The sequence below is a fragment of the Salinibacillus aidingensis genome, assembly GCF_039522525.1.
In the GTDB taxonomy this organism is placed as follows: Bacteria; Bacillota; Bacilli; order Bacillales; family Alkalibacillaceae; genus Salinibacillus; species Salinibacillus aidingensis.
Window position 1 is genome coordinate 627,926 of sequence record NZ_BAAADO010000002.1, and the last position, 18,708, is coordinate 646,633.

The 18,708-nt window shown below is 39.0% G+C and carries 21 protein-coding genes; 11 read left to right on the top strand and 10 right to left on the bottom strand.

Going from position 1 to position 18,708, the window contains the following annotated elements; translation table 11 throughout:
• Positions 1-116 precede the first annotated feature (116 nt).
• A complete protein-coding gene (locus ABD006_RS06545) occupies positions 117-2,189 on the top strand; it encodes a catalase (protein ID WP_343838956.1) in 2,073 nt (690 codons plus the stop codon).
• Between the two features lie 124 nt (positions 2,190-2,313).
• On the opposite strand, the gene ABD006_RS06550 is transcribed toward ABD006_RS06545, so the two are convergent.
• From ABD006_RS06550 to ABD006_RS06575, 6 genes are all read right to left on the bottom strand, one after another.
• A complete protein-coding gene (locus ABD006_RS06550) occupies positions 2,314-3,036 on the bottom strand; it encodes an amino acid ABC transporter ATP-binding protein (RefSeq protein WP_343839043.1) in 723 nt (240 codons plus the stop codon).
• A 2-nt stretch (positions 3,037-3,038) separates the two neighbouring features.
• The gene (locus tag ABD006_RS06555) at positions 3,039-3,704 is read right to left on the bottom strand and encodes an amino acid ABC transporter permease (RefSeq protein ID WP_343838958.1); all 666 of its coding nucleotides are present in this window, start codon (positions 3,702-3,704) and stop codon (positions 3,039-3,041) included.
• A gap of 73 nt (positions 3,705-3,777) precedes the next feature.
• Positions 3,778-4,599 carry a transporter substrate-binding domain-containing protein gene (locus tag ABD006_RS06560; RefSeq protein ID WP_343838960.1) on the bottom strand — a complete coding sequence of 274 codons (822 nt, stop codon included), beginning with the start codon at positions 4,597-4,599 and terminating at the stop codon, positions 3,778-3,780.
• Between the two features lie 267 nt (positions 4,600-4,866).
• Complete coding sequence (locus tag ABD006_RS06565) at positions 4,867-5,544, bottom strand: Na-translocating system protein MpsC family protein (RefSeq protein WP_343838961.1); 678 nt, start codon at positions 5,542-5,544, stop codon at positions 4,867-4,869.
• Positions 5,545-5,639: 95 nt separating this feature from the next.
• Positions 5,640-6,332 carry a Na-translocating system protein MpsC family protein gene (locus ABD006_RS06570; RefSeq protein WP_343838962.1) on the bottom strand — a complete coding sequence of 231 codons (693 nt, stop codon included), beginning with the start codon at positions 6,330-6,332 and terminating at the stop codon, positions 5,640-5,642.
• Positions 6,333-6,631: 299 nt separating this feature from the next.
• Positions 6,632-7,654: a PAS domain S-box protein gene (locus tag ABD006_RS06575; protein ID WP_343838964.1), complete on the bottom strand. Its 1,023-nt coding sequence runs from the start codon at positions 7,652-7,654 to the stop codon at positions 6,632-6,634.
• Positions 7,655-8,205: 551 nt separating this feature from the next.
• On the opposite strand from ABD006_RS06575, the gene ABD006_RS06580 reads away from it, so the two are divergent.
• The 4 genes from ABD006_RS06580 (at position 8,206) to ABD006_RS06595 (ending at position 11,788) form a co-directional block, all read left to right on the top strand.
• Positions 8,206-9,354 carry a PLL family lectin gene (locus tag ABD006_RS06580; protein WP_343838966.1) on the top strand — a complete coding sequence of 383 codons (1,149 nt, stop codon included), beginning with the start codon at positions 8,206-8,208 and terminating at the stop codon, positions 9,352-9,354.
• Between the two features lie 105 nt (positions 9,355-9,459).
• Complete coding sequence (locus tag ABD006_RS06585; protein ID WP_343838968.1) at positions 9,460-10,017, top strand: PadR family transcriptional regulator; 558 nt, start codon at positions 9,460-9,462, stop codon at positions 10,015-10,017.
• Complete coding sequence (locus tag ABD006_RS06590) at positions 10,017-10,502, top strand: DUF4188 domain-containing protein (protein WP_343838970.1); 486 nt, start codon at positions 10,017-10,019, stop codon at positions 10,500-10,502. The genes ABD006_RS06585 and ABD006_RS06590 overlap by 1 nt, the downstream gene beginning before the upstream one ends.
• Before the next feature lie 464 nt (positions 10,503-10,966).
• Positions 10,967-11,788 carry an alpha/beta fold hydrolase gene (locus tag ABD006_RS06595; RefSeq protein ID WP_343838972.1) on the top strand — a complete coding sequence of 274 codons (822 nt, stop codon included), beginning with the start codon at positions 10,967-10,969 and terminating at the stop codon, positions 11,786-11,788.
• 394 nt (positions 11,789-12,182) lie between these two features.
• On the opposite strand, the gene ABD006_RS06600 is transcribed toward ABD006_RS06595, so the two are convergent.
• Entirely contained in the window at positions 12,183-12,362 is a 180-nt protein-coding gene (locus ABD006_RS06600; RefSeq protein WP_343839047.1) for a hypothetical protein, read from the bottom strand.
• Here ABD006_RS06600 and ABD006_RS06605 point away from each other — a divergent pair.
• The 6 genes from ABD006_RS06605 (at position 12,298) to ABD006_RS06630 (ending at position 16,058) form a co-directional block, all read left to right on the top strand.
• Positions 12,298-12,657, top strand: coding sequence for a DUF454 family protein (locus tag ABD006_RS06605; protein WP_343838974.1), 360 nt, complete (start codon positions 12,298-12,300; stop codon positions 12,655-12,657). The two genes, ABD006_RS06600 and ABD006_RS06605, sit on opposite strands and share 65 nt — an antisense overlap.
• A gap of 254 nt (positions 12,658-12,911) precedes the next feature.
• On the top strand, positions 12,912-13,421 hold the full coding sequence (locus ABD006_RS06610) for a sigma-70 family RNA polymerase sigma factor (protein ID WP_343838976.1): 510 nt from the start codon (positions 12,912-12,914) through the stop codon (positions 13,419-13,421).
• Between the two features lie 207 nt (positions 13,422-13,628).
• Complete coding sequence (locus ABD006_RS06615) at positions 13,629-13,880, top strand: helix-turn-helix domain-containing protein (protein WP_343838978.1); 252 nt, start codon at positions 13,629-13,631, stop codon at positions 13,878-13,880.
• A 107-nt stretch (positions 13,881-13,987) separates the two neighbouring features.
• Positions 13,988-14,485: a competence protein ComK gene (locus ABD006_RS06620; protein ID WP_343838980.1), complete on the top strand. Its 498-nt coding sequence runs from the start codon at positions 13,988-13,990 to the stop codon at positions 14,483-14,485.
• A gap of 278 nt (positions 14,486-14,763) precedes the next feature.
• Positions 14,764-15,627, top strand: a complete 864-nt coding sequence (locus tag ABD006_RS06625; protein ID WP_343838981.1) for a helix-turn-helix transcriptional regulator — start codon at positions 14,764-14,766, stop codon at positions 15,625-15,627.
• 53 nt (positions 15,628-15,680) lie between these two features.
• A complete protein-coding gene (locus ABD006_RS06630) occupies positions 15,681-16,058 on the top strand; it encodes a VOC family protein (protein ID WP_343838983.1) in 378 nt (125 codons plus the stop codon).
• A 293-nt stretch (positions 16,059-16,351) separates the two neighbouring features.
• Here the strand turns inward: ABD006_RS06630 and ABD006_RS06635 are convergent, their stop codons facing one another.
• The 3 genes from ABD006_RS06635 to ABD006_RS06645 form a co-directional block, all read right to left on the bottom strand.
• A complete protein-coding gene (locus ABD006_RS06635; RefSeq protein ID WP_343838985.1) occupies positions 16,352-16,945 on the bottom strand; it encodes a hypothetical protein in 594 nt (197 codons plus the stop codon).
• A 348-nt stretch (positions 16,946-17,293) separates the two neighbouring features.
• Positions 17,294-17,854 carry a hypothetical protein gene (locus ABD006_RS06640; RefSeq protein WP_343838987.1) on the bottom strand — a complete coding sequence of 187 codons (561 nt, stop codon included), beginning with the start codon at positions 17,852-17,854 and terminating at the stop codon, positions 17,294-17,296.
• Between the two features lie 177 nt (positions 17,855-18,031).
• On the bottom strand, positions 18,032-18,595 hold the full coding sequence (locus ABD006_RS06645; protein WP_343838989.1) for a toll/interleukin-1 receptor domain-containing protein: 564 nt from the start codon (positions 18,593-18,595) through the stop codon (positions 18,032-18,034).
• Between the last annotated feature and the right edge of the window lie 113 nt (positions 18,596-18,708).

An 18,708-nucleotide genomic window follows, 5' to 3' on the forward strand; every position in this document is an offset into this window, starting at 1 on the left:
GAATGGTGTATCACCTGTTTTTTAATGAGAACAGACAATTGCGACAAAAAGGTTCTACACCATGAAATTTTTGAATATCTATATAGAGATAAAATACTGACAGGATGGGGGATTACATGGATAAGGATAAGTCATCAAGAAACCCAAAAAAAGGTTACAATAACAGCAAGGATAAGCAGCTGGAACAATACCGTGAAAAAAACACGGGGCCAGAGGAGAAAATGACCGATGATAACGGTGTAAAGGTTTCTAATGACCAGACGACATTAAGGGCAGGTCGGCGCGGTCCATTATTGTTTGAAGACTATCATTTTTATAAAAAGCAATCCTATTTTAATCGGGAACGTATACCTGAAAAAGTTGTTCATGCCAGAGGATTCGGAGTATATGGGGAATTTGAAACCTACCAGTCCCTGAGACATCTTACGGCGGCCAAATTTCTGCAGGAGCCTGGCTGCAAAACACCTGTATTTGTTCGTTTTTCCAACTTCACAGGTAACAGGGGCTCTAAGGATACAGCTATTGATATTCGAGGGTTTGCAACCAAGTTTTATACACAGGAAGGAAATTATGATATGCTGGCCCTCCAATTTCCGGTTTTCATTTTGGCAGATTCAATGAAATTTATGGATCTGACACATGCAGCGAAACCACATCCTAAAGTTCACATACCACAGGCTTCGATTGCACACGACAGCTTCTGGGATTATGTTGCCAATAATCAGGAATCAGCCCATATGGTCATGTGGTTAATGTCCATGCGGGGGCGGCCAAGAAGCTGGCGTATGATGGCAGGCTGGCCCATCAATACATTCCGATTCGTCAATGAACAAGGAAAGTCAACGTTTGTACGATTTAAATGGACGCCAAAGCTTGGTGTGCATTCCTTACTCCTCGATGAAGCTAACATCATCGGGGGAGTTGATCCGGACTTTCATCGCCGCGATATCACTTTAGCCATTGAGAGCGGACACTTTCCTGAATATGAACTCGGGGTTCAGCTTATTGCCGAAGAAGATGAATTTAAATATGATTTTGATGTTTTAGATGATACAAAACTATGGCCGGAAGAAGTCGTTCCTGTTCAACCGATTGGAAAAATGACATTGAATCGGCTTGTAGATAATTTCTTTGCAGAGGAGGAACAGTCTGCATTTGATCCGGCCAATCTTGTTCCAGGAATAGATTTCACCAATGATCCTGCTCTCCAGGGTCGGGCCTTTGCTTATCGGGACACGGAATTATACCGCCATCACTCTTCTAACTTTGAAAATCTCCCTGTTAACAAACCTATTGCAGAAAAGAACTTTAATCTCCGTAAAGGGCGTATGAAGCACCGGATTGATGTAGACTCCGTTGATTATCATAATAATTCTTTAGCTGGCAATACGCCATCTGAAGCTTCCTTCCAGGAGGGTGGATATGTTAATTATCCTGGCAAGGTAGAGGGACACGTTACAAGAGAACTCCCAAGTGATTCGTTTTATGATTTCTTTTCACAGCCAAGAATTTTTTGGAACAGCCTGTCCCCGATTGAAAAACAGGACTTACTGGAGACCTTTGTTTATCACCTTGGAAGAGTCGAGAGTAAGTCAGTCAGGCAGCAAAATGTTGAAATGTGGGCAAACGTCGATCGGGAAATGGCATGTATTATTGCTGATAAAATTGGAGTTGAACGACCTAAGAATTCACATGTACCAGTAGAAACCAGTTATCCATCCCTTAGTCAGATGAATACCCCATTTTACGCCTATACCCAAAGAGTTGCTGTCTTAATTGGAGATGGCTTTAATGGCGCAGAAGTTACATCAACCTTAAACATGTTGAAACAGAATGGTGTTCTGTTTGAAGTGATTAGCGACAGCCTCGGTACTGTTACAGGAACAGATGGCACAACGCTTCATGTAGAAAAGACATTTATCACGACATATCCTGTTGTATATGATTCCATCTATATTGTTGGCGGGCGGTTTGAAAACCAGGCAAAACTAAACCAGGATATTATGGATTTTGTTAAAGAAGCCTACAAACATTACAAACCGATTGGTGTTGCATCCACCGGTCAGCCTTATATTCGAACATCTAAAAACAACAACCTTGCAGGGATCGTCTTTGCAGAAAACAACCCGAATTTCGGTCATGACTTTATATCTGCCATCGCCCAGCAGCGATTCTGGAATCGGACATAAAAGGAATCTGCCATACATTCCTTTGACGACCATTTCATAAAAGATCTTTTGAATCATAAAAAAAGCTTAGGGGAGCCTATCATCATTTAAACTCCTCTAAGCTTTTTGTGTGTACGTCATTGATTTATAAAACTTTGGATAAAAAGGCCTGGGTTCGTTCGTTTTGCGGATTGTCAAAAAGCTCTTTCGGTGTGCCCTGTTCCACAATAAACCCTTCATCCATAAAGATGACCCGATCGGCAACCTCCTTGGCAAATCCCATCTCATGGGTCACGATGGTCATCGTCATGCCTTCCTCAGCCATATCCTTCATAACCTGCAGCACCTCTCCGACCATTTCCGGGTCCAGGGCCGAGGTAGGCTCATCAAACAGCATGATGTGTGGTTCCATAGCTAAAGCACGAGCCATGGCTACCCTTTGTTTTTGTCCACCCGATAAGTTGTCCGGATATACATCGGCCTTATCTACTAAGCCTACCTTTTCAAGCAGCTGTGTTCCTAATTCTTTGGCTTCGGTTTCGGATTTGCCCTTTAAACGTTTAGGTCCAAGGATCACGTTTTCCATCACCGTCATGTGAGGAAAGAGATTAAATTGCTGGAAAACCATTCCCAGTCTTTGGCGCAATTCATTAATGTTCGTATCAGGAGCGGTCAGATTATCTCCTTCAATATAAATATTCCCATCTGTTGGTTCCTCTAACAGGTTCATACAGCGCAGAAGTGTACTTTTTCCTGAACCAGACGGACCAATGACACAGACGACCTCCTGTTCATGAACATCGATATTGATATCCCTCAGCACCTCTAATTTTCCAAAGGACTTTTTTAAGTTATTGACTTCAATCATCTTCATGCTACGTCCAATCTCCTTTCAAGCCAGCGGGAGAACAGGCTTAACGAATAAATAATCACGAAATAAAGAACTCCTACAGCAAATAAGATTTCAAAGGCATGGAAATTCGCTGCGTAAATGGATTGGCCGGATAATGTCAGCTCAGCTAACCCAATAGCAGAAAGGAGTGAAGTATCTTTAATACTTACGATAAATTGGTTAACAAAGGCGGGAATCATGCGACGTACGGCCTGGGGTAAAATAATGAGACGCATGGTTTGGCTATAAGAAAAGCCAATGGTTCTTCCGGCTTCCATCTGCCCTTTATCGATAGAGTTGATTCCTGCACGGAAAATTTCAACTAAGTAGGCTGCAGCATTTACTGTAATCGCAATGACACCAGCAGCAAACGCGGTCAGACTGATATCAATAACACTTGGTAAGCCGAAGTAAATAAACAGGATCTGAACAAGAAGCGGGGTTCCTCGAATAATATCAACAAACACTATTGAGATTGTACGCAGGATTTTACTCTTGGTAATACTGAATATGCCTAGTACAAGTCCAATAAACATAGCGAGAATCAGGGAAATGACGGTGACCTCTATTGTCACTCCCATTCCTTTTAATAGAGTGGGTAATCCTTCAAGAATAATATTAATGGTTTCCATAGTTTCTGGCATCCCTCTTTCTTTTTAGAAAAGGTGTGACAAGCCGCGCCACACCTTTGGATTGGATAAGTATGTTTACAAATCGTTACTCGGAAAAGTATTGGTTATATAGTTCATCAAACTCGCCGCTGTCTTTTAGCTCCTGAAGGCCCGTATTGATTTTTTCCACAAGTCCTTCACTGCCTTTGGAAATGGCGATTCCGTAATCTTCACTTGGATACTTATCGCCCACTAGCCGAAACTGGGATTCATCGCCATCCTGTTTAATCTTATAGGCAACACTTGGGTAATCATTAATCAGTGCATCTGCATTCCCATTTTCCAACTCCATGTACATGGTCGCATCATCCTGGAGTTTTGTAACCTCACTATTGTATTGTTCAGCCAGCTCGTTTGCCAGCTTTAAGCTGGATGTTCCTTGTTTGGCAACGATCGTTTTTCCTTGCAGGTCCTCTTCGCTTTCAATGGCACTATCCTTTAACGTCACTAAGGATAAACCTGATTCAAAATATGGATCCGAGAAGTTCACCACTTCTAAGCGATCCTCCCTTATACCAATCGCTGACACGGCTGCATCCACCTGGTTGGCCTGAAGCGCCGGGATAATTCCATCAAACTTCATAATCTTCCAATTCACGCTTAAATTTGCTTTCTCGGCAACGGCTTCAACCAATTCCACATCAAAGCCTGTCAGCTCTTCATCAACTTTATATTCAAATGGTGGATAATCCTGTACCACCGCAACCGTGATCTCTTCCTTTGCATTACCTGAATCACCTGAGTCTGCTGAAGCTTCATTATTGGCTTCATCCGATCCACATCCTGCCAGAGCGAATGCAATGATCCCTACTAGAGTCATCATTACAAGCTTTTTAAGGAATGTGTCTTTCTTTTGCTGTTTTTTCATTAAAAATTAGCCTCCTGAAATTTTTTTGAAACGACATCTCTTATTCTATCGATATATTGAATCGTTTCCAAACGAGATTAAAATGGGTTTATCAGGATATAGTTATATATTTTTTGACTATTCCTATTAATTAGAGAAATTTATAGAAATCCTCATAGAGAGTTTAATATACTGTCATATGCTCGAAAAAATCGGGGACTGTCCCTCACTGCTTTAGAGAACTAAAGCGAACCCAACCAAAAAATGACTCCCCATCCAATGCGGGAGTCATTTGCCTAATACAAAAACCATATAACATTTATCCTCTTTGAAATCCCAATCTACAAAGATATCCTTCACATCACGATCAAACAGTTCCTTAAGCCTTCCGTACTTATGAAAGTATTCCTTTTCCAAAGCATCCTTTGTAATTAACAGTTCATCCTTAAAGCCCTTATCCACAAGTGCTTTCTCTATCGGGATGAGGATACCGGCACGCTCAACCAGATAAATGTAAGGAGAAAGTGCATGTATATATATTTTGGCGGGCACCTTCTGAACCAGCTCACTAATCCTTACCACTTCATTTTCCAATTCTGATTGATTGACCGCAGGCTTACTCCCCTCATCTAAAGGCTCACTTAAAACAAACAAAATCACACCCGAATTGTTAGGAAAGTTCCAATCATGGTAATACTCCTCCACTTCACATTTACAGGATACTTTCACAATTCCAATTAATTCTTTTATAATCGTATCTATGATGACGGTTCTTGCCTTTTCCACATAATTCTGCTGGCCTTCACTCAGCAAAACGTCCTCCATGGGGGAAACAAACCCGCGAATATAAATGGCGATATACTTATTGGAAATAATCGTCTGACATGACTTCGGTCCCCTGCCAAAATTTTTCCTTAATAGCTTACTCGTATGACTGCTAATCTCATTTAACGTATCCTGATCCAACCAAACCACCCTTTACGTTGGCATATTATGGTTTAGTATGCCCGATTAAGCTTGAATTCAAAAGTACCAGCCGCTTTTCTTAGCACAAATATCCATTACACCAGACAGAAAAATAAATAGCATTCCTCATACTCGTAGTTCCATATCATATAAATATCCTCAATTCCCCTGCCAATCACTGCTTCAAAGCGCTTACGGTTACGACGGTACACCTTCTTTATTTCCTCCGACTGCTGATGGAGAATATCTGAATATCCCTCCGAAAACAATAATTTTTCAATGGGCAGCAGGGCATCCTGGCACCTGACAGCTATGATCTTATGGCTGAGCTTCTGAACATCGATGTTGGCCGGAGCCTGATGTACATCCTTGCTTATATCCATAATCTGATTCATGAGCTTCTCCTTTAAACCTGGAGCGGTATGACGATTGGTCCAGCCTGATGCGTCATTCTGAAATAAAATGATACCCGTATCCGTCGCGAAATTCCAGTCACTATGATAGGAGCTGAAGGATATTTCAAGAAGGTCGTACATCTCTTTGTTAAATTCCTCATAGATTTTTTCCATAATCGAATATCGAAACTGATAGGCCAATGTCTGGGAATCCTTCTCCATTAACGCCTTCTCAGCTGCAGTAATAAAACCACTCACATGGATAACCATCATATCTGATCGAAAGGTGGCAAAACAATGCTCAGGCCCCTTTCCATACCAGCGCTTTACGATTTTACTGAAAGTACTATTAATCTGTAGGAGGTCTTCCTGGGGTAAACCAACATTATTCATTCACTCATTCCTCCTTCTCGTACTATAGTTCTAAAGCCGCATTACCCTTTTCCCATTCCTACTATGCGGGTGGGAGACTTTTATTTTCTGAATAAACAAAAAATGGCCTAACTTCTTTATCAAAAGAAGTTAGGCCATGGACAGACTTACTATGTAAAATAGGTTCTCCCATTTACCGCTAACAAATGAATTCTATACGTGGTTTGTAATTATACTTGCATAACAATATGTACTAATGACAGTAAGACATTAGTCACTCCAATAATAGCATGATTCCTATCCTGATTCAATATATACTTTTAGCCGTCAATTAAATTTATAATCTGTTCTATGAGTTCCTGTTTATCATAGGAATTCTGCCTGTCTTTCTCCAAAATAAGTACATCCTCAAGTGTTTTTTTAATATAGTTTAAGTCCTGATCAATCACTTTGAAATATTCTTCCTTTACGTTCCCGTTTCTGATTAAGTCTATAAACCCTTTTATCCGCACCACAGGCTCCTTCATTTCCTTTGCCAGTCCCATGGCAATCAGAACGGATAAATCGAACATATTGCTACTGTCATAAACCCCGCGAATAATAAAATGGGTCATTCTTTTGTTGTTATAAATCGTCGGAAGCACCTGAATTTGCGTGTTCACGGTCTCCCCGTTCTGTTTCACAAGCTTCTGGTGAAAAGGCTTCGTCACCAGTCCGCTCCTGGCCTCTTCAATTTTTGACTTCATATGTTCAATGTCAGCGGTCGGAATCATTGTGAAAACATTTATGCCTGCCACGGCCTCTTTACTCAAAGCACCGATTGTTCTTAAAGCTACTAAATTAACATGTTTTATTCTCTCATGATCAATGACCAGAATGCCAAAAGGGGACTGCTCCACGAATCGATGATAATAAGCTTCTCTGTCTGTTTCCTTTTTGCCCGGGTCATCCTGTTCCCTTTTCAGAATGATATACCTCCCAATCAGCAGATCCTCGGAAAATATCGGGATCGATACAATCTTAATCTCCATTGAATCTGTGAAGTCTCTTCTGATTATATCCGTCTGAACGGTCTGAACCGAATCCTTAAAAAAATGATGGATCGGCACGGATTGGTTAGGGATGAGATCATAAAGATTCATCACCTCTAATTCACTGGTCGAGTATCCTGTCAACTCCTCACACCACGGACTTCCATACACAATATCATGGCTTGTATTAATGATAAAAAAAGGATCCTGATCTTCAGAAATGATTGTAAAACTGCTATCCAGCCGGGATTGTATGTATTCATCAAGTAATTCAGCTTCACTTTTTTGCATGATCCGTTTCCTATTAGGCATGTGCCACCCTCCTTTGCCGAAAATAAAAAACGCCAAAATAAGGGCAGAACAAATTCCACCTCTTATTTTGGCGTATATTTTAAGCATGACTTACTTAAAATCATTACCTTATTATTCATTTTATAAAAAAATTACTTTAACCTGCTAAAATCTATTTTCAATAACGAACGCTTTTCATGACATTTCCTCAATTCAGGCCAGGGCCTACATTCCCTCGTCCCGACTCTTATTATACCGATTATGGAAGCGATTTTCAAACCTCATCGCAAGCGCTTGTGCAGGCAAACGAACGTTCTTCCCCCTTTTCTTTTCATTCCTGATTGCCTATTTTTTACTGGACGTATCCAATTTATTCCTCCACGCATACCCTAATGAAAAAGTGGAGGTATGTTTATGTATCGAAATCAATATGACGGTAGTCCCGTCCATTCGTTTGTGTATGATTACAGCTACCCAAATGCAGCTTTTCGCCAGCAGGTCACAACTCAGCAGGTTCTTCAGAGCTCCGTTCTCAGCATAGTCAGTTATATACACAACTTCAGCAGGCAGGCATGAACCGACAGCTCGTGGAATATGCTTTTTACTTTACAGTGAACTATACCCTTAATCAGGCCAATACAAACCAGTCCGCCAGTCAAATCTATCAGCAGCTGCAACGACAGGTACCGTGGTTCTCCTTATTATTTACACAATCAAATATTCCGCAAAATGTGATGAACCGCATATTCACCCGGGTTATTGAGATCACCCTGCAAATCATCAGCGGAGGACAGCCTGGGCAACCGGGACAGCCTGGGCAGGGATGGTCCGGCTGGGAGAGCTTAGGAGGTACCCTGACCTCAGCCCCAAGCGTCTCCTCCTGGCAAAACAACCGCTTGGATGTGTTTGCCCGGGGTACAGATCAGTCCCTTTACCATATCTGGTGGAACGGCTCAACCTGGAGCAACTGGGAAAACCTTGGAGGCACCTTAACCTCAAGCCCAGCAGCCGTCTCCTGGGGACCGAATCGGATTGATGTGTTTGTGCGCGGTACTGACAATTCCCTCTATCATAAATGGTGGAATGGCAGCCGCTGGAGTGACTGGGAGAATCTCGGCGGTACCCTGACCAGTGCACCTGCCGTTTCCTCCCGCAGAAACAATCAGCTTGACGTATTCGTCCGAGGCACAGGCAATCGTCTTTATGAAAGAACATGGAACGGCTCACGCTGGGAGGACTGGGAAGACCTGGGTGGTACCCTAACTTCTGAGCCTGCCGCTGTTTCCTGGGGACCCAACCGAATCGACATCTTTGCCAGAGGTCAAAATAACAACCTGATTCACAGATGGTGGAACGGCAGCACATGGAGCAATTGGGAAAGCCTTGGCGGAACCTTAACCAGTGCCCCAGCCGTCTCCTCCAGACGCCCAAATCGATTGGAGGTCTTTGTTCGTGGCAGCGGGAATCAGCTCTTCCGTCTAGCGTGGAATGGCTCACGCTGGAGATCCTGGCAAAACCTTGGCGGCACCCTGACTTCCGCCCCAGCAGCCGTTTCCTGGGGACCGCCAGAGGTCAAAATCAGAACCTTATTCATCTGTGGCGGGGACAATAGAAAAATAGCTGGAAGCGTCCATTTGTCCTCAGCGGCTCTCGGGCCGAAGTGGACTTCACCAAAATTCCCATTATGGCTAAACGAAACGCAGGTGTCCATTGTCTTGTGAATGACCTGCGTGTTTAATAAATTTTTTATAATTTTCTTGCAATTTCATGATGTATTGGGTACTATATATCTAAATGATATATAACTTTCAGATAGGTGATAAACAATGAAAACTTATAACCATACAACCTACGCCATATTAGGGATTTTAACAACAGACTGCAAATCTGGTTACGCCATCAAACAGTTTATGGATCAAAGTCTGACTCATTTTTGGAAAATCAGCTATGGACAAATCTATCCAACCTTGAAGTTCATTGTCCAGGAGGAATTGGCAGAGGTCCGTACCTCATCCACTCCCGGAAAACCGGACAGAAAGGAGTACTTCCTCACCTCCAAAGGCATGGAAGCTTTAAAAAAATGGCTGGAGGAACCCGTGGAACAGCTGCCTGCTGAACGAAATGAAATGCTGCTCAAACTGTTTTTTGGCCGCTACCAAACGGGTGATCAAACTATCTCTCTTTTAGAAAAGTACAAACAAAAGCTGGAGGAGCGTTACCAGATTTATATATCTATTGAGCAGGGCATTAAGGATCATAACGAGCGAGAGGAGGATGCCATGTACTGGTTGCTTACGTTGGATTATGGAAAACGAATGACCGCCGCGGCGATTGACTGGTGCGATGATACGCTTGAAAATTTTATAACGAAGGAGGGGCAATGATGTCCAAACCAATTCTTACGGGGCGTTATATGACGGAAAATACAGAGGATATGGTTGTATTTATCATTGGAATGAGAGTCAATAAGCGACTTGCCATACATAAGTGGCTGCCGGTCTTTACCGCTATGCCCGGAATGATTCGGGAGCTTTATGAAAACAAGGATGACCTGGGGTTTTTATCAATGGAAAGCTATATCGGACTTCGAACAACATCCATGATCCAATATTGGCGCTCCATGGAAGACCTGCTCGCCTACGCAAAAAATGAGAAGCATCTGACTGCATGGAAAAAATTCAATCAAAAGGTGGGGAGCAATAGCGCAGTAGGAATCTACCACGAAACCTATTCGATAAAAAAAGGGAGCTATGAAGCAATTTATAACAATATGCCTCATTACGGCTTAGGAAAGGTGCTCGAGCCTGTACCGATTACACCTGAGCGGAACTCAGCCAAGAAGAGGCTTAGGGAGTATGAGGTGCGTTGAATTTATTTGTATTAAATATCCTTTCTAAAGTATCCCGGGTACCGAATGAAGGATAAAATTTTACATTATGTTAACCTAGTTGTCCTTCATCACCTAAATGAAAGACAGATTTGAGGGTTCTCTCGTGTGAAGTGTCTTTCATTCATTTATTGAAGGACACTTCCTCCATTAATAGAGGATTAATGTCCTTCAAGAAACCCATGGATGTCCAACACCAAGCACAATAACCAAAACGATTTAAAAACGCTCAGTTTTATACCACGTTCTCTCCTGTCTAAAAGTGGTTCAATTCCAGGCAGATGGAATATATGATTAACAGGAGCCAAAGTTGGGAGTCAATGAGTAAGGATTTTATCTATCTTTGAATGTAAAGGTTAGTTAGTAGCAGTCGAGTTCAAGTATTAAAAATGAATAATTGAGTAAGCTAAAGAAGTAAAACTTAAAATATTGAGGTGAGTTCTTTAATGCAGATAACTGAAAACATTGTACAAGCAGGAAAATACAAAATGTTTTATCGATCAGCAGGTACTGGAGATCAAACCATATTATTATTGCATGGTATACCAACAAATTCTTTTCTATGGGTTCATGTCATCCCACAACTTGCACAAGACTATACTGTGATTGCTCCAGATTTAGTTGGCTATGGGGCTTCTGACCGTTCTACGAATGAAGAATTAACTTTACCAATGCAAGCAAATCATATTGTCACACTTTTAGATGCACTAGGCATTCCATCTGTTCATGTGGTCGGTCATGACTTAGGTGGAGGGATTGCTCAAATATTGGCAGTAAATTACACTGAGAGAATTGAGAGCTTTATGGTGGTTGACGGGGTTGCCTTCAGTAACTGGCCACTTCCAAAAGTAGTAGCACTTCGTTATCCTACAGCGCCTGAATTTGAACCGTCCTTATATTTTATAGAAAAGATGTTAAGGGAAGGGCTTTTCCATCAAGAATTATTGACCCCTGAACTATTAAATGGATTTTCACAGCCGTTTAATCATCCAAACGGCCCTCAAGAATTATTAGAAGCATCCCTTGCATTAAATCATCATCAAACTGAAGATATAGTACCTGATCTACAAAGGTTAAATAAACCAGCTACCTTTTTATATGGCCAATATGACCGTTATCTTCCACCTTATTGGGGGAATCGCTTAAAGGAAACAGTACCAAACTCCACTTTTAATATCTTACCGGAATGCAGTCATTATTCGATGTGTGATAATCCGTTACTCGTTTCACAGGAAATCATGAATCATATAAATAAGATATTAGCTTAATTCTTTTGCTAAAGTCTAGGTTAAAGTTTTAAAAAAGCCGAAATATATCAGGGCCTTTTACTGCAGAGTACAACGATAATATTCAATAATCTTAAACCTAATTCTTCGATGATATTTAAGGAGGATTAGGCTTTTTAAATTTAAAATTACTTTTATCTATTGGTAAACACATTGACATAAGTGGTAAATCCGGGGCAAGACTGGTGAAAAACACGGCAGAAATGGTACATTGTTGTAGCTGTAACAATGACCATTATCATTTCACATCAGAATAAAAGTCATAAACTACCACTTATTTTGATCGCATTTCCTTTGATTTTTAAGCTGCTTTCTTTGTACAATCATGAAAGCAGAATCATCCTGCAGTGATATTTTTGATACACAAATCATAGATTTACCATATGAAATCATCAGGTAAAGTCAGGTGATTAATCATAAAAACCATTAAAAGCTTTCTTTTCGTTGTTTTAGGTTTTCTTTCATTTGGAATCGGTGTCGCCGGCGTCGTCATGCCTGTACTGCCAGGCGGACCCTTTTTCTTATTTGCCGCCTTTTGTTTTGCCAGAAGTTCCAAACGAGTGGAAAACTGGTTTAAGGGCACTTCCTTCTACATGGAATATGTGGTGCGAATCCGGGAAAATAGAGGGATGACGAGAAAAGAAAAAATTCGTATTAACGTTATTGCCGATGCCTTTATTCTATTTTCCGTCGTATATGTGGATATCCTGCTTGTGAGAATCACCATGATTGTCCTTTGTATCATTAAACATTATTACTTTATCAAGGAGATCCCAACCATTACCCCGGAAGAGGCAAAAACCATTCGAGCTGCACTGCGTAAGCGGCAAATGACAAAACATACAGGCTGAATAAGCAAAGGTACCCGGTACTCAGGTAAGACATTTGTCTATTTGAGTGCCGGGTATATTAATCCTACTTAAACTTAACAATCCTGCTTCTCTCTTTAAGAACCACAGCCCATTCATCAACTTCCCCGCTTCAAACCTTAAGTTTCACCACCCAAACTTCAACTTCCACAAACTGACCCTTATTCCAAAAAGCTTTACACTAACCCTACCGCGGAATAATCCAATAGAGGCGCCTTTATAGAAAAGAGGCTGTCGTGCCCGTTCAAGAGGAATTTAGTCACGTGTTAGAGGAGTATGAGCGAATTATTTTTCATTTCATCCATAAGTATGGCATTCGTGATCCTGAGAATGAATTTTATCAGGAGGGTGTCATTGCGTTATGGAAGGCTTACAAAGACTATAATCCTGCGAAAGGAAAGTTTTCCACCTATGCGTACTTTTTAATTCAAAAGACGTTTCTTACCTTAATTCGCAAATCCAATCGCCAGGCTGAGAAGGATCAATATTATATAGAGGTTAAATCCAAGGACTTGCATGAGGTTGCAGAGGAACTGGATACAGGCTTTGACCCGTATCTGTATGAGCAAATAAAACAGGTACTGACCGACAATCAGATGAAATGGTTTCAGCGATTTGTGCTGGAGGATCTATCAATTAAAGAGATTGCCGAAAAGGAAAAGGTCACAATCGATGCAGTGAAAAATTGGGGAAGGTTAGCAAAGCCCAAGGTGAGAGAGCTGCTGCAGAGTGAGAATATTCGATAAGGGAAGGTACCCAGTGCTCAAAAAGGACTATTGTCTGTTTGGAGTATCGGGTACCTTGTTTTTATCCCCCTGCATTCTCTTAAAACAACTCCGTGCACCCGGTAAACCTGGATGAACACAAATTATGCACAGATTCATAAAACGGCATGTACGCCGTGGCGATCTCTCCGCCTCAACTAGATAATAGGTTGAGAAAGGGAGATTCTGGTGAAAAGAAGAGAATTTCGTCGTGTATTTGGTTATTATATGAGGCAGGCCAGAGAAAATCGTGATTTTACGGTTGATCATCTGGCTCATGAGGCAAACGTTGATCGCAGAACGATTCAGAGGATTGAAAGTGGTGAAACAAGTCCTAAGCACGAAACAGTGTTTAACCTGGCGTATGCTTTGCAGATTGATATAAATGAAATTCACCATCAGATTATAAGGGATTCCAAACATTCTCCCCCACTGGAATAGGAGTCTTCTGGAATGTCTACTCGTGAGATCCACCCCCATATCCCTAACTACTAGCAACTCACTCTACACATGTGTTCTCCCTTATCCCCACAAAAGGAGCGTCCCCTATGACGAACATTTTAAATGATTACAGCATCAACCCCTCCACCATGGCCCTATTACCCGCCAGACATTTCGAGTACGATACCCTTGTATTGGAGAAGGACCAAGAGTTTTATGTAAGAAAAACCCCCTTGCAGCTAATCAAGAATGCCTGCCTGGAAGCAAGATCTTCCTATGATGGCCGGCGGGAGTACATCATGTATAAAACCAATTTCCGGCATAAAGTCCCCATCCCTGTAAATCCTTCCCTTCAAATTTACGCCTTCCCCACTCGCTCTCCTCAAGACTTTAATTGTAAGTGGATTTTCTTCCAGCATATTCAGTCGCTTCAACACGCGCCTTCCATAAAATCATCCAATGAGAAATCTATTATTACGTTTAAGAATGGGCAAACGCTTGGGATGGGTGAATCTTATTATTTGCTGGAGAGGCAGGTGCAAAGGACGGGGAGTTGTGTGTTGATAATGCGTGAGGGAATGAATCAACCTGTTGCAACATCATAACCAGTGTTTCATTTTAATTATAAGAAAAGCAATACATGTATCCCTCTTCAAATAAGTTTTAATTAAGTAAGTTATGTATCACGACTATTATCTATAATATTAATGAACATATTTTTTAATTAAATAAATGGAGAATCATAGTCAAAGATTCAATTCTATCATTTATTAATACTTATGATACGGTTCATCTAAATGCATTGGTAATATATATGAACATACTTGAAAATCCATTATTATGTATAATGATAATATGGAATATACTTGGGAGTTGTTATTATATGACAAATGAAGATTCTGCCAACTTCGTATTACATGCAAAAAGTGACCAGTTTTACTGGGAAGGAAATGGTCAACTGTCCATTAAAACATTCCTTAATGGTAAAGCCCATTATAAGACTAACAAAGGTTTCTTTGCTGTTGAAGAGAGTAGATACCTACTCCTCAATGAAGGTGCATACACAATTTCAATTGAAGAACCTAAAGTTGTAGAGTCTTTTTGTCTTTTCTTTAAAGATGGGTTTGCAGAAGAAGTCCTCCATTCCTTAAAAGAAACAAATGAGCGTCTTCTAAGCGATCCGTTTAAGGATACAAGTTCAATTGGTTTTTTTGAAAAAACCTATCATAAAAACAATATTCTTTCTTATCAATTGGAATATTTCATGCAGATATTACCCAGTCTTGATATTGATTCTGTTGGTTATGAGGAACAATTCCATAAGATAATGTGTTCTATTTTAAATGAACACATAAATACATATACAGAAATCGAATCATTACATTCAATTCGTAATTCTACACGTGAAGAATTATATAGAAGGGTAAGTATAGCACACGATTATATTAGATCTTATTTTAAACAACCTATAAAACTAGAAGAAGTTGCTAAAGTTGCTTGTTTATCACCTAACCATTTATTAAGAACTTACTCTCAAATTTACGGTAGAACGCCCCATCAGCATATTTCAGTATTTAGAATACAAAAGGCAAAACAATTACTAGCAGAATTAGACCATAATATGACCGATATAACCTTTGAACTTGGATTTCAAAACCCTGTATCCTTTAGTAAAATGTTTAAGCAACATGTTGGTTTATCTCCTAAAGAATATCGAAAAAAAGTGAGATTGGATAAGAAATTATAAGGGAGATTCTTTATTCTTATTAGGAATAAGAAATTTGAAGGGAGAAATGTTTTATGGATACTACAATGATTAAGAATGTTGGGCAAATTGGAATACCTGTAAAAGATATAAATAGGGCGCTGGATTTTTATAAAGATAAACTAGGACTTTCTCTATTATTTAACACGGATAGTATGGCATTTTTTGAATGCAATGGCCTGCGGCTCATGTTAACACTTCCAGAAAAAGAGGAATTTGCTCATTCAAGTTCGGTCATTTATTTTCAAGTAAATAATATTAAAGATACTTATGAGCGCTTAGTAGGTAAAGAAGTTACTTTTATCGATGAACCACATGTGGTAACGAAAATGGGGCAAACTGAAACATGGATGGTATTTTTTAAAGATACAGAAGATAATACTCATGCATTGATGAGTGAAGTACAAGTTTAAGAAAACCAAAAGGAGACCGTCTAAATCACACGAACTGTCTCCTTCAATTTAAATTAGACTTTTTAATACTTCTTTATCCAGAATTAATTCTACTCTCTGCTTTACCACTATTTGTGGTACGGTTCACCGTACCGGTTTTTAGGGTAAAAAAGACTTCATATTAATACCATAAAATAAGGGTAGCAGTCGATTATGGCCGCTACCCTGTCAAAGGTACATAGTTTATTCTAATTTTTTAGGGTAGTTCGCACTTTTTGCCTAATATACCAAGCAGTTCAGATTTCCCAAATTATTTAGAATGATATTTTTTTCATATTAGATAATATTTTATCAAACCTACTATCCGCCTTAGCTAAACCATTATAATATATCATTAATTTGTCTTTAATTTCATTATCTGTTTCTATACCTACTAAACCATCAATATATTCGAAAATAACACCAGAATAAAATTCAATGTTTTTTACTTCCCTAAAGAATTCAGAGTCTGATTGAGAAGCAAGTAATAATAAATCTTTCGTTTTCCCTTCTAACTTTTTTGCTGCATTTTTGATTTCATCGATTTCTTGGGAAAAAGATTTAGGATTTAATGATTTTATATGGTTATATACTTGATTTATTAGAGGTAAAAGCTCTGTAAATACATAATTTGCATTTTCATACTTTGCCCTATAGTATATCTTTCTTTGATAACTTATTGTCCACATAACGCCAATCAGTGTCAATGAACCACCAATAATTGCACCTACTGCACTTATTACTCCAGAAATAATGGTTTCTCCCCAACTCAGAATGATACCAAAAACCCAAATAAATAAAAAAGTATCGAAAATTAGAATAGAAAATAACAAAATATAAAGAATTAATTTTTGTTTCTTATCATCCATAAAATTATGTCCTTTTCCCATTTTTAGAATCCCTCAAATCCAAATAAAACGAGTGTTTAGGTATTCTTTTATATTTTATAAAGTTTGGTTACGAAGGATATGCGCTGTTTTTTATAAAATTGAAGTCTATGATCCCCACCGTTAAATGTGTGTCTTCCTTTATTTTGTAACTGCATTTGTGACATGTAATTAAAACTATAAATTAATCCTTAAGTATTTTATTTATTTGCTTTGCCGCGTATATTCCCAACGTAAATAATCGTTCTTGTCCTAGATGCTTTGCTACTATACCATTTGAACTAACTTTTTGCTCTACGTGAGCTCCACCTTGTTTATTCGCATACCCTTTTATAACATCCTTTTTAATATAACATGTGATTCAATTTTACCTTCAACTGCATCATCTTCCAATGCTGTTACATCCAATTCATAATTATTTTTCCCACATGAGTCACATGTGAATGTAAGTAAATCTTTTTCAGGAGTTACCCTTAATGCCATCGTTTTATTAGCTCTAGTATTATTGTTAAAATTGCAAAACTTACATTGAATATATTTGGGGTACACGAAATCACTTTCAATAATTATGATAGGCTGTTTTATCCATTCACTTATAGTTAAATCTTTCTTATTTTCATCAAACATGTCATAAGGATCTAGCAATTTATATCCATCTATTTCCTTGAATTCTTTCACACTATTAAATTTTAATTCCTCATCAAAATAAGAAAAGAGGGGTGGGTTATCACAGAATAATATTCTTAACTGAGTTGCCAAAACACTATAGAATTGATTAAAATTTTCTTCTTGAATCAGTTGTAGGGATTTAAGAATTATTTGTCTAGAATCATATAATGTATCTTTCATACCAGTTTTGGATCGTCTAATATTAAAGGATAATAAGTCCATATGTCAGTACCCCCTTATTGTTAAAACCAAATTATAACAACATTCTTCTTTATCTACCTTATTTAGTTGCTGCTCGTCGTAATAACTATGAATATATACCGCCTTGGATATTCCTTTACCTATTATGTAATGATTAACTTTGAAGCGTAACTTTCTCTCTAAACCAGTATTCATCCGCTAAATAATCTTATCTTCCTCTTTTGACATTGAAACTACCTGAAAAATATGTTCTACTATTTCATCAACAGTAAACTTCTCCGTACTTAGAGCAAATTTATCAACTAAATAAGGATTATATCGACGTACCTGTTCAACCGACACATCATGCCATATCGGCAATATAATTATTTTCTTTTCATTAATTTCTCGGTTTAAAAAGCTCTTAAATTCGTATTCAGACCATCCACTCTTAATGAAATTAGACGATAGGAAGACTACAACAAATCTTGAATTTAAAATTTCCATATTCATCATGTCAGTTTGACTTTGTCCTATTTTAAAAACCTTAACGTCCTCAAAAACTTTGAGCCCTTTCTCACTTAGCTTTTCAGACAGCTCAGTAACAAAGACTTCCTTATCCAGACTTGAATGAGATAAAAATACGTCAAATTCTATAATCTCTTTTTCATGTGCGGTATGCTTAACATCTATAGCCAGTTCATTTATCTTTTCTGATACTTCCGATAACCTGTTCATATAATTACCATTCGTGTTTGTTTGAGATTTAATAGCTTTCATCATTTTTTCGTATTCCCGTTGTTTATGGCAAACTAAAAATGTAGTCTTTGGCAGTTAATTTATGTAGTTCCCAAAAGGGAGTTATATAAATAAAAAACCACTTGCCAACCTCTCAA

Coding starts and splice junctions, on each gene's coding strand:
- ABD006_RS06595 (WP_343838972.1), top strand. CDS start 10,967: ATGCAGATAACTGAAAACATTGTACAAGCAGGAAAATACAAAATGTTT.
- ABD006_RS06630 (WP_343838983.1), top strand. CDS start 15,681: ATGGATACTACAATGATTAAGAATGTTGGGCAAATTGGAATACCTGTA.
- ABD006_RS06580 (WP_343838966.1), top strand. CDS start 8,206: ATGAACCGACAGCTCGTGGAATATGCTTTTTACTTTACAGTGAACTAT.
- ABD006_RS06605 (WP_343838974.1), top strand. CDS start 12,298: ATGCCTGTACTGCCAGGCGGACCCTTTTTCTTATTTGCCGCCTTTTGT.
- ABD006_RS06590 (WP_343838970.1), top strand. CDS start 10,017: ATGTCCAAACCAATTCTTACGGGGCGTTATATGACGGAAAATACAGAG.
- ABD006_RS06575 (WP_343838964.1), bottom strand. CDS start 7,654: ATGCCTAATAGGAAACGGATCATGCAAAAAAGTGAAGCTGAATTACTT.
- ABD006_RS06570 (WP_343838962.1), bottom strand. CDS start 6,332: ATGAATAATGTTGGTTTACCCCAGGAAGACCTCCTACAGATTAATAGT.
- ABD006_RS06585 (WP_343838968.1), top strand. CDS start 9,460: ATGAAAACTTATAACCATACAACCTACGCCATATTAGGGATTTTAACA.
- ABD006_RS06555 (WP_343838958.1), bottom strand. CDS start 3,704: ATGCCAGAAACTATGGAAACCATTAATATTATTCTTGAAGGATTACCC.
- ABD006_RS06550 (WP_343839043.1), bottom strand. CDS start 3,036: ATGATTGAAGTCAATAACTTAAAAAAGTCCTTTGGAAAATTAGAGGTG.
- ABD006_RS06560 (WP_343838960.1), bottom strand. CDS start 4,599: ATGAAAAAACAGCAAAAGAAAGACACATTCCTTAAAAAGCTTGTAATG.
- ABD006_RS06645 (WP_343838989.1), bottom strand. CDS start 18,595: ATGATGAAAGCTATTAAATCTCAAACAAACACGAATGGTAATTATATG.
- ABD006_RS06545 (WP_343838956.1), top strand. CDS start 117: ATGGATAAGGATAAGTCATCAAGAAACCCAAAAAAAGGTTACAATAAC.
- ABD006_RS06620 (WP_343838980.1), top strand. CDS start 13,988: ATGACGAACATTTTAAATGATTACAGCATCAACCCCTCCACCATGGCC.
- ABD006_RS06625 (WP_343838981.1), top strand. CDS start 14,764: ATGACAAATGAAGATTCTGCCAACTTCGTATTACATGCAAAAAGTGAC.
- ABD006_RS06640 (WP_343838987.1), bottom strand. CDS start 17,854: ATGGACTTATTATCCTTTAATATTAGACGATCCAAAACTGGTATGAAA.
- ABD006_RS06635 (WP_343838985.1), bottom strand. CDS start 16,945: ATGGATGATAAGAAACAAAAATTAATTCTTTATATTTTGTTATTTTCT.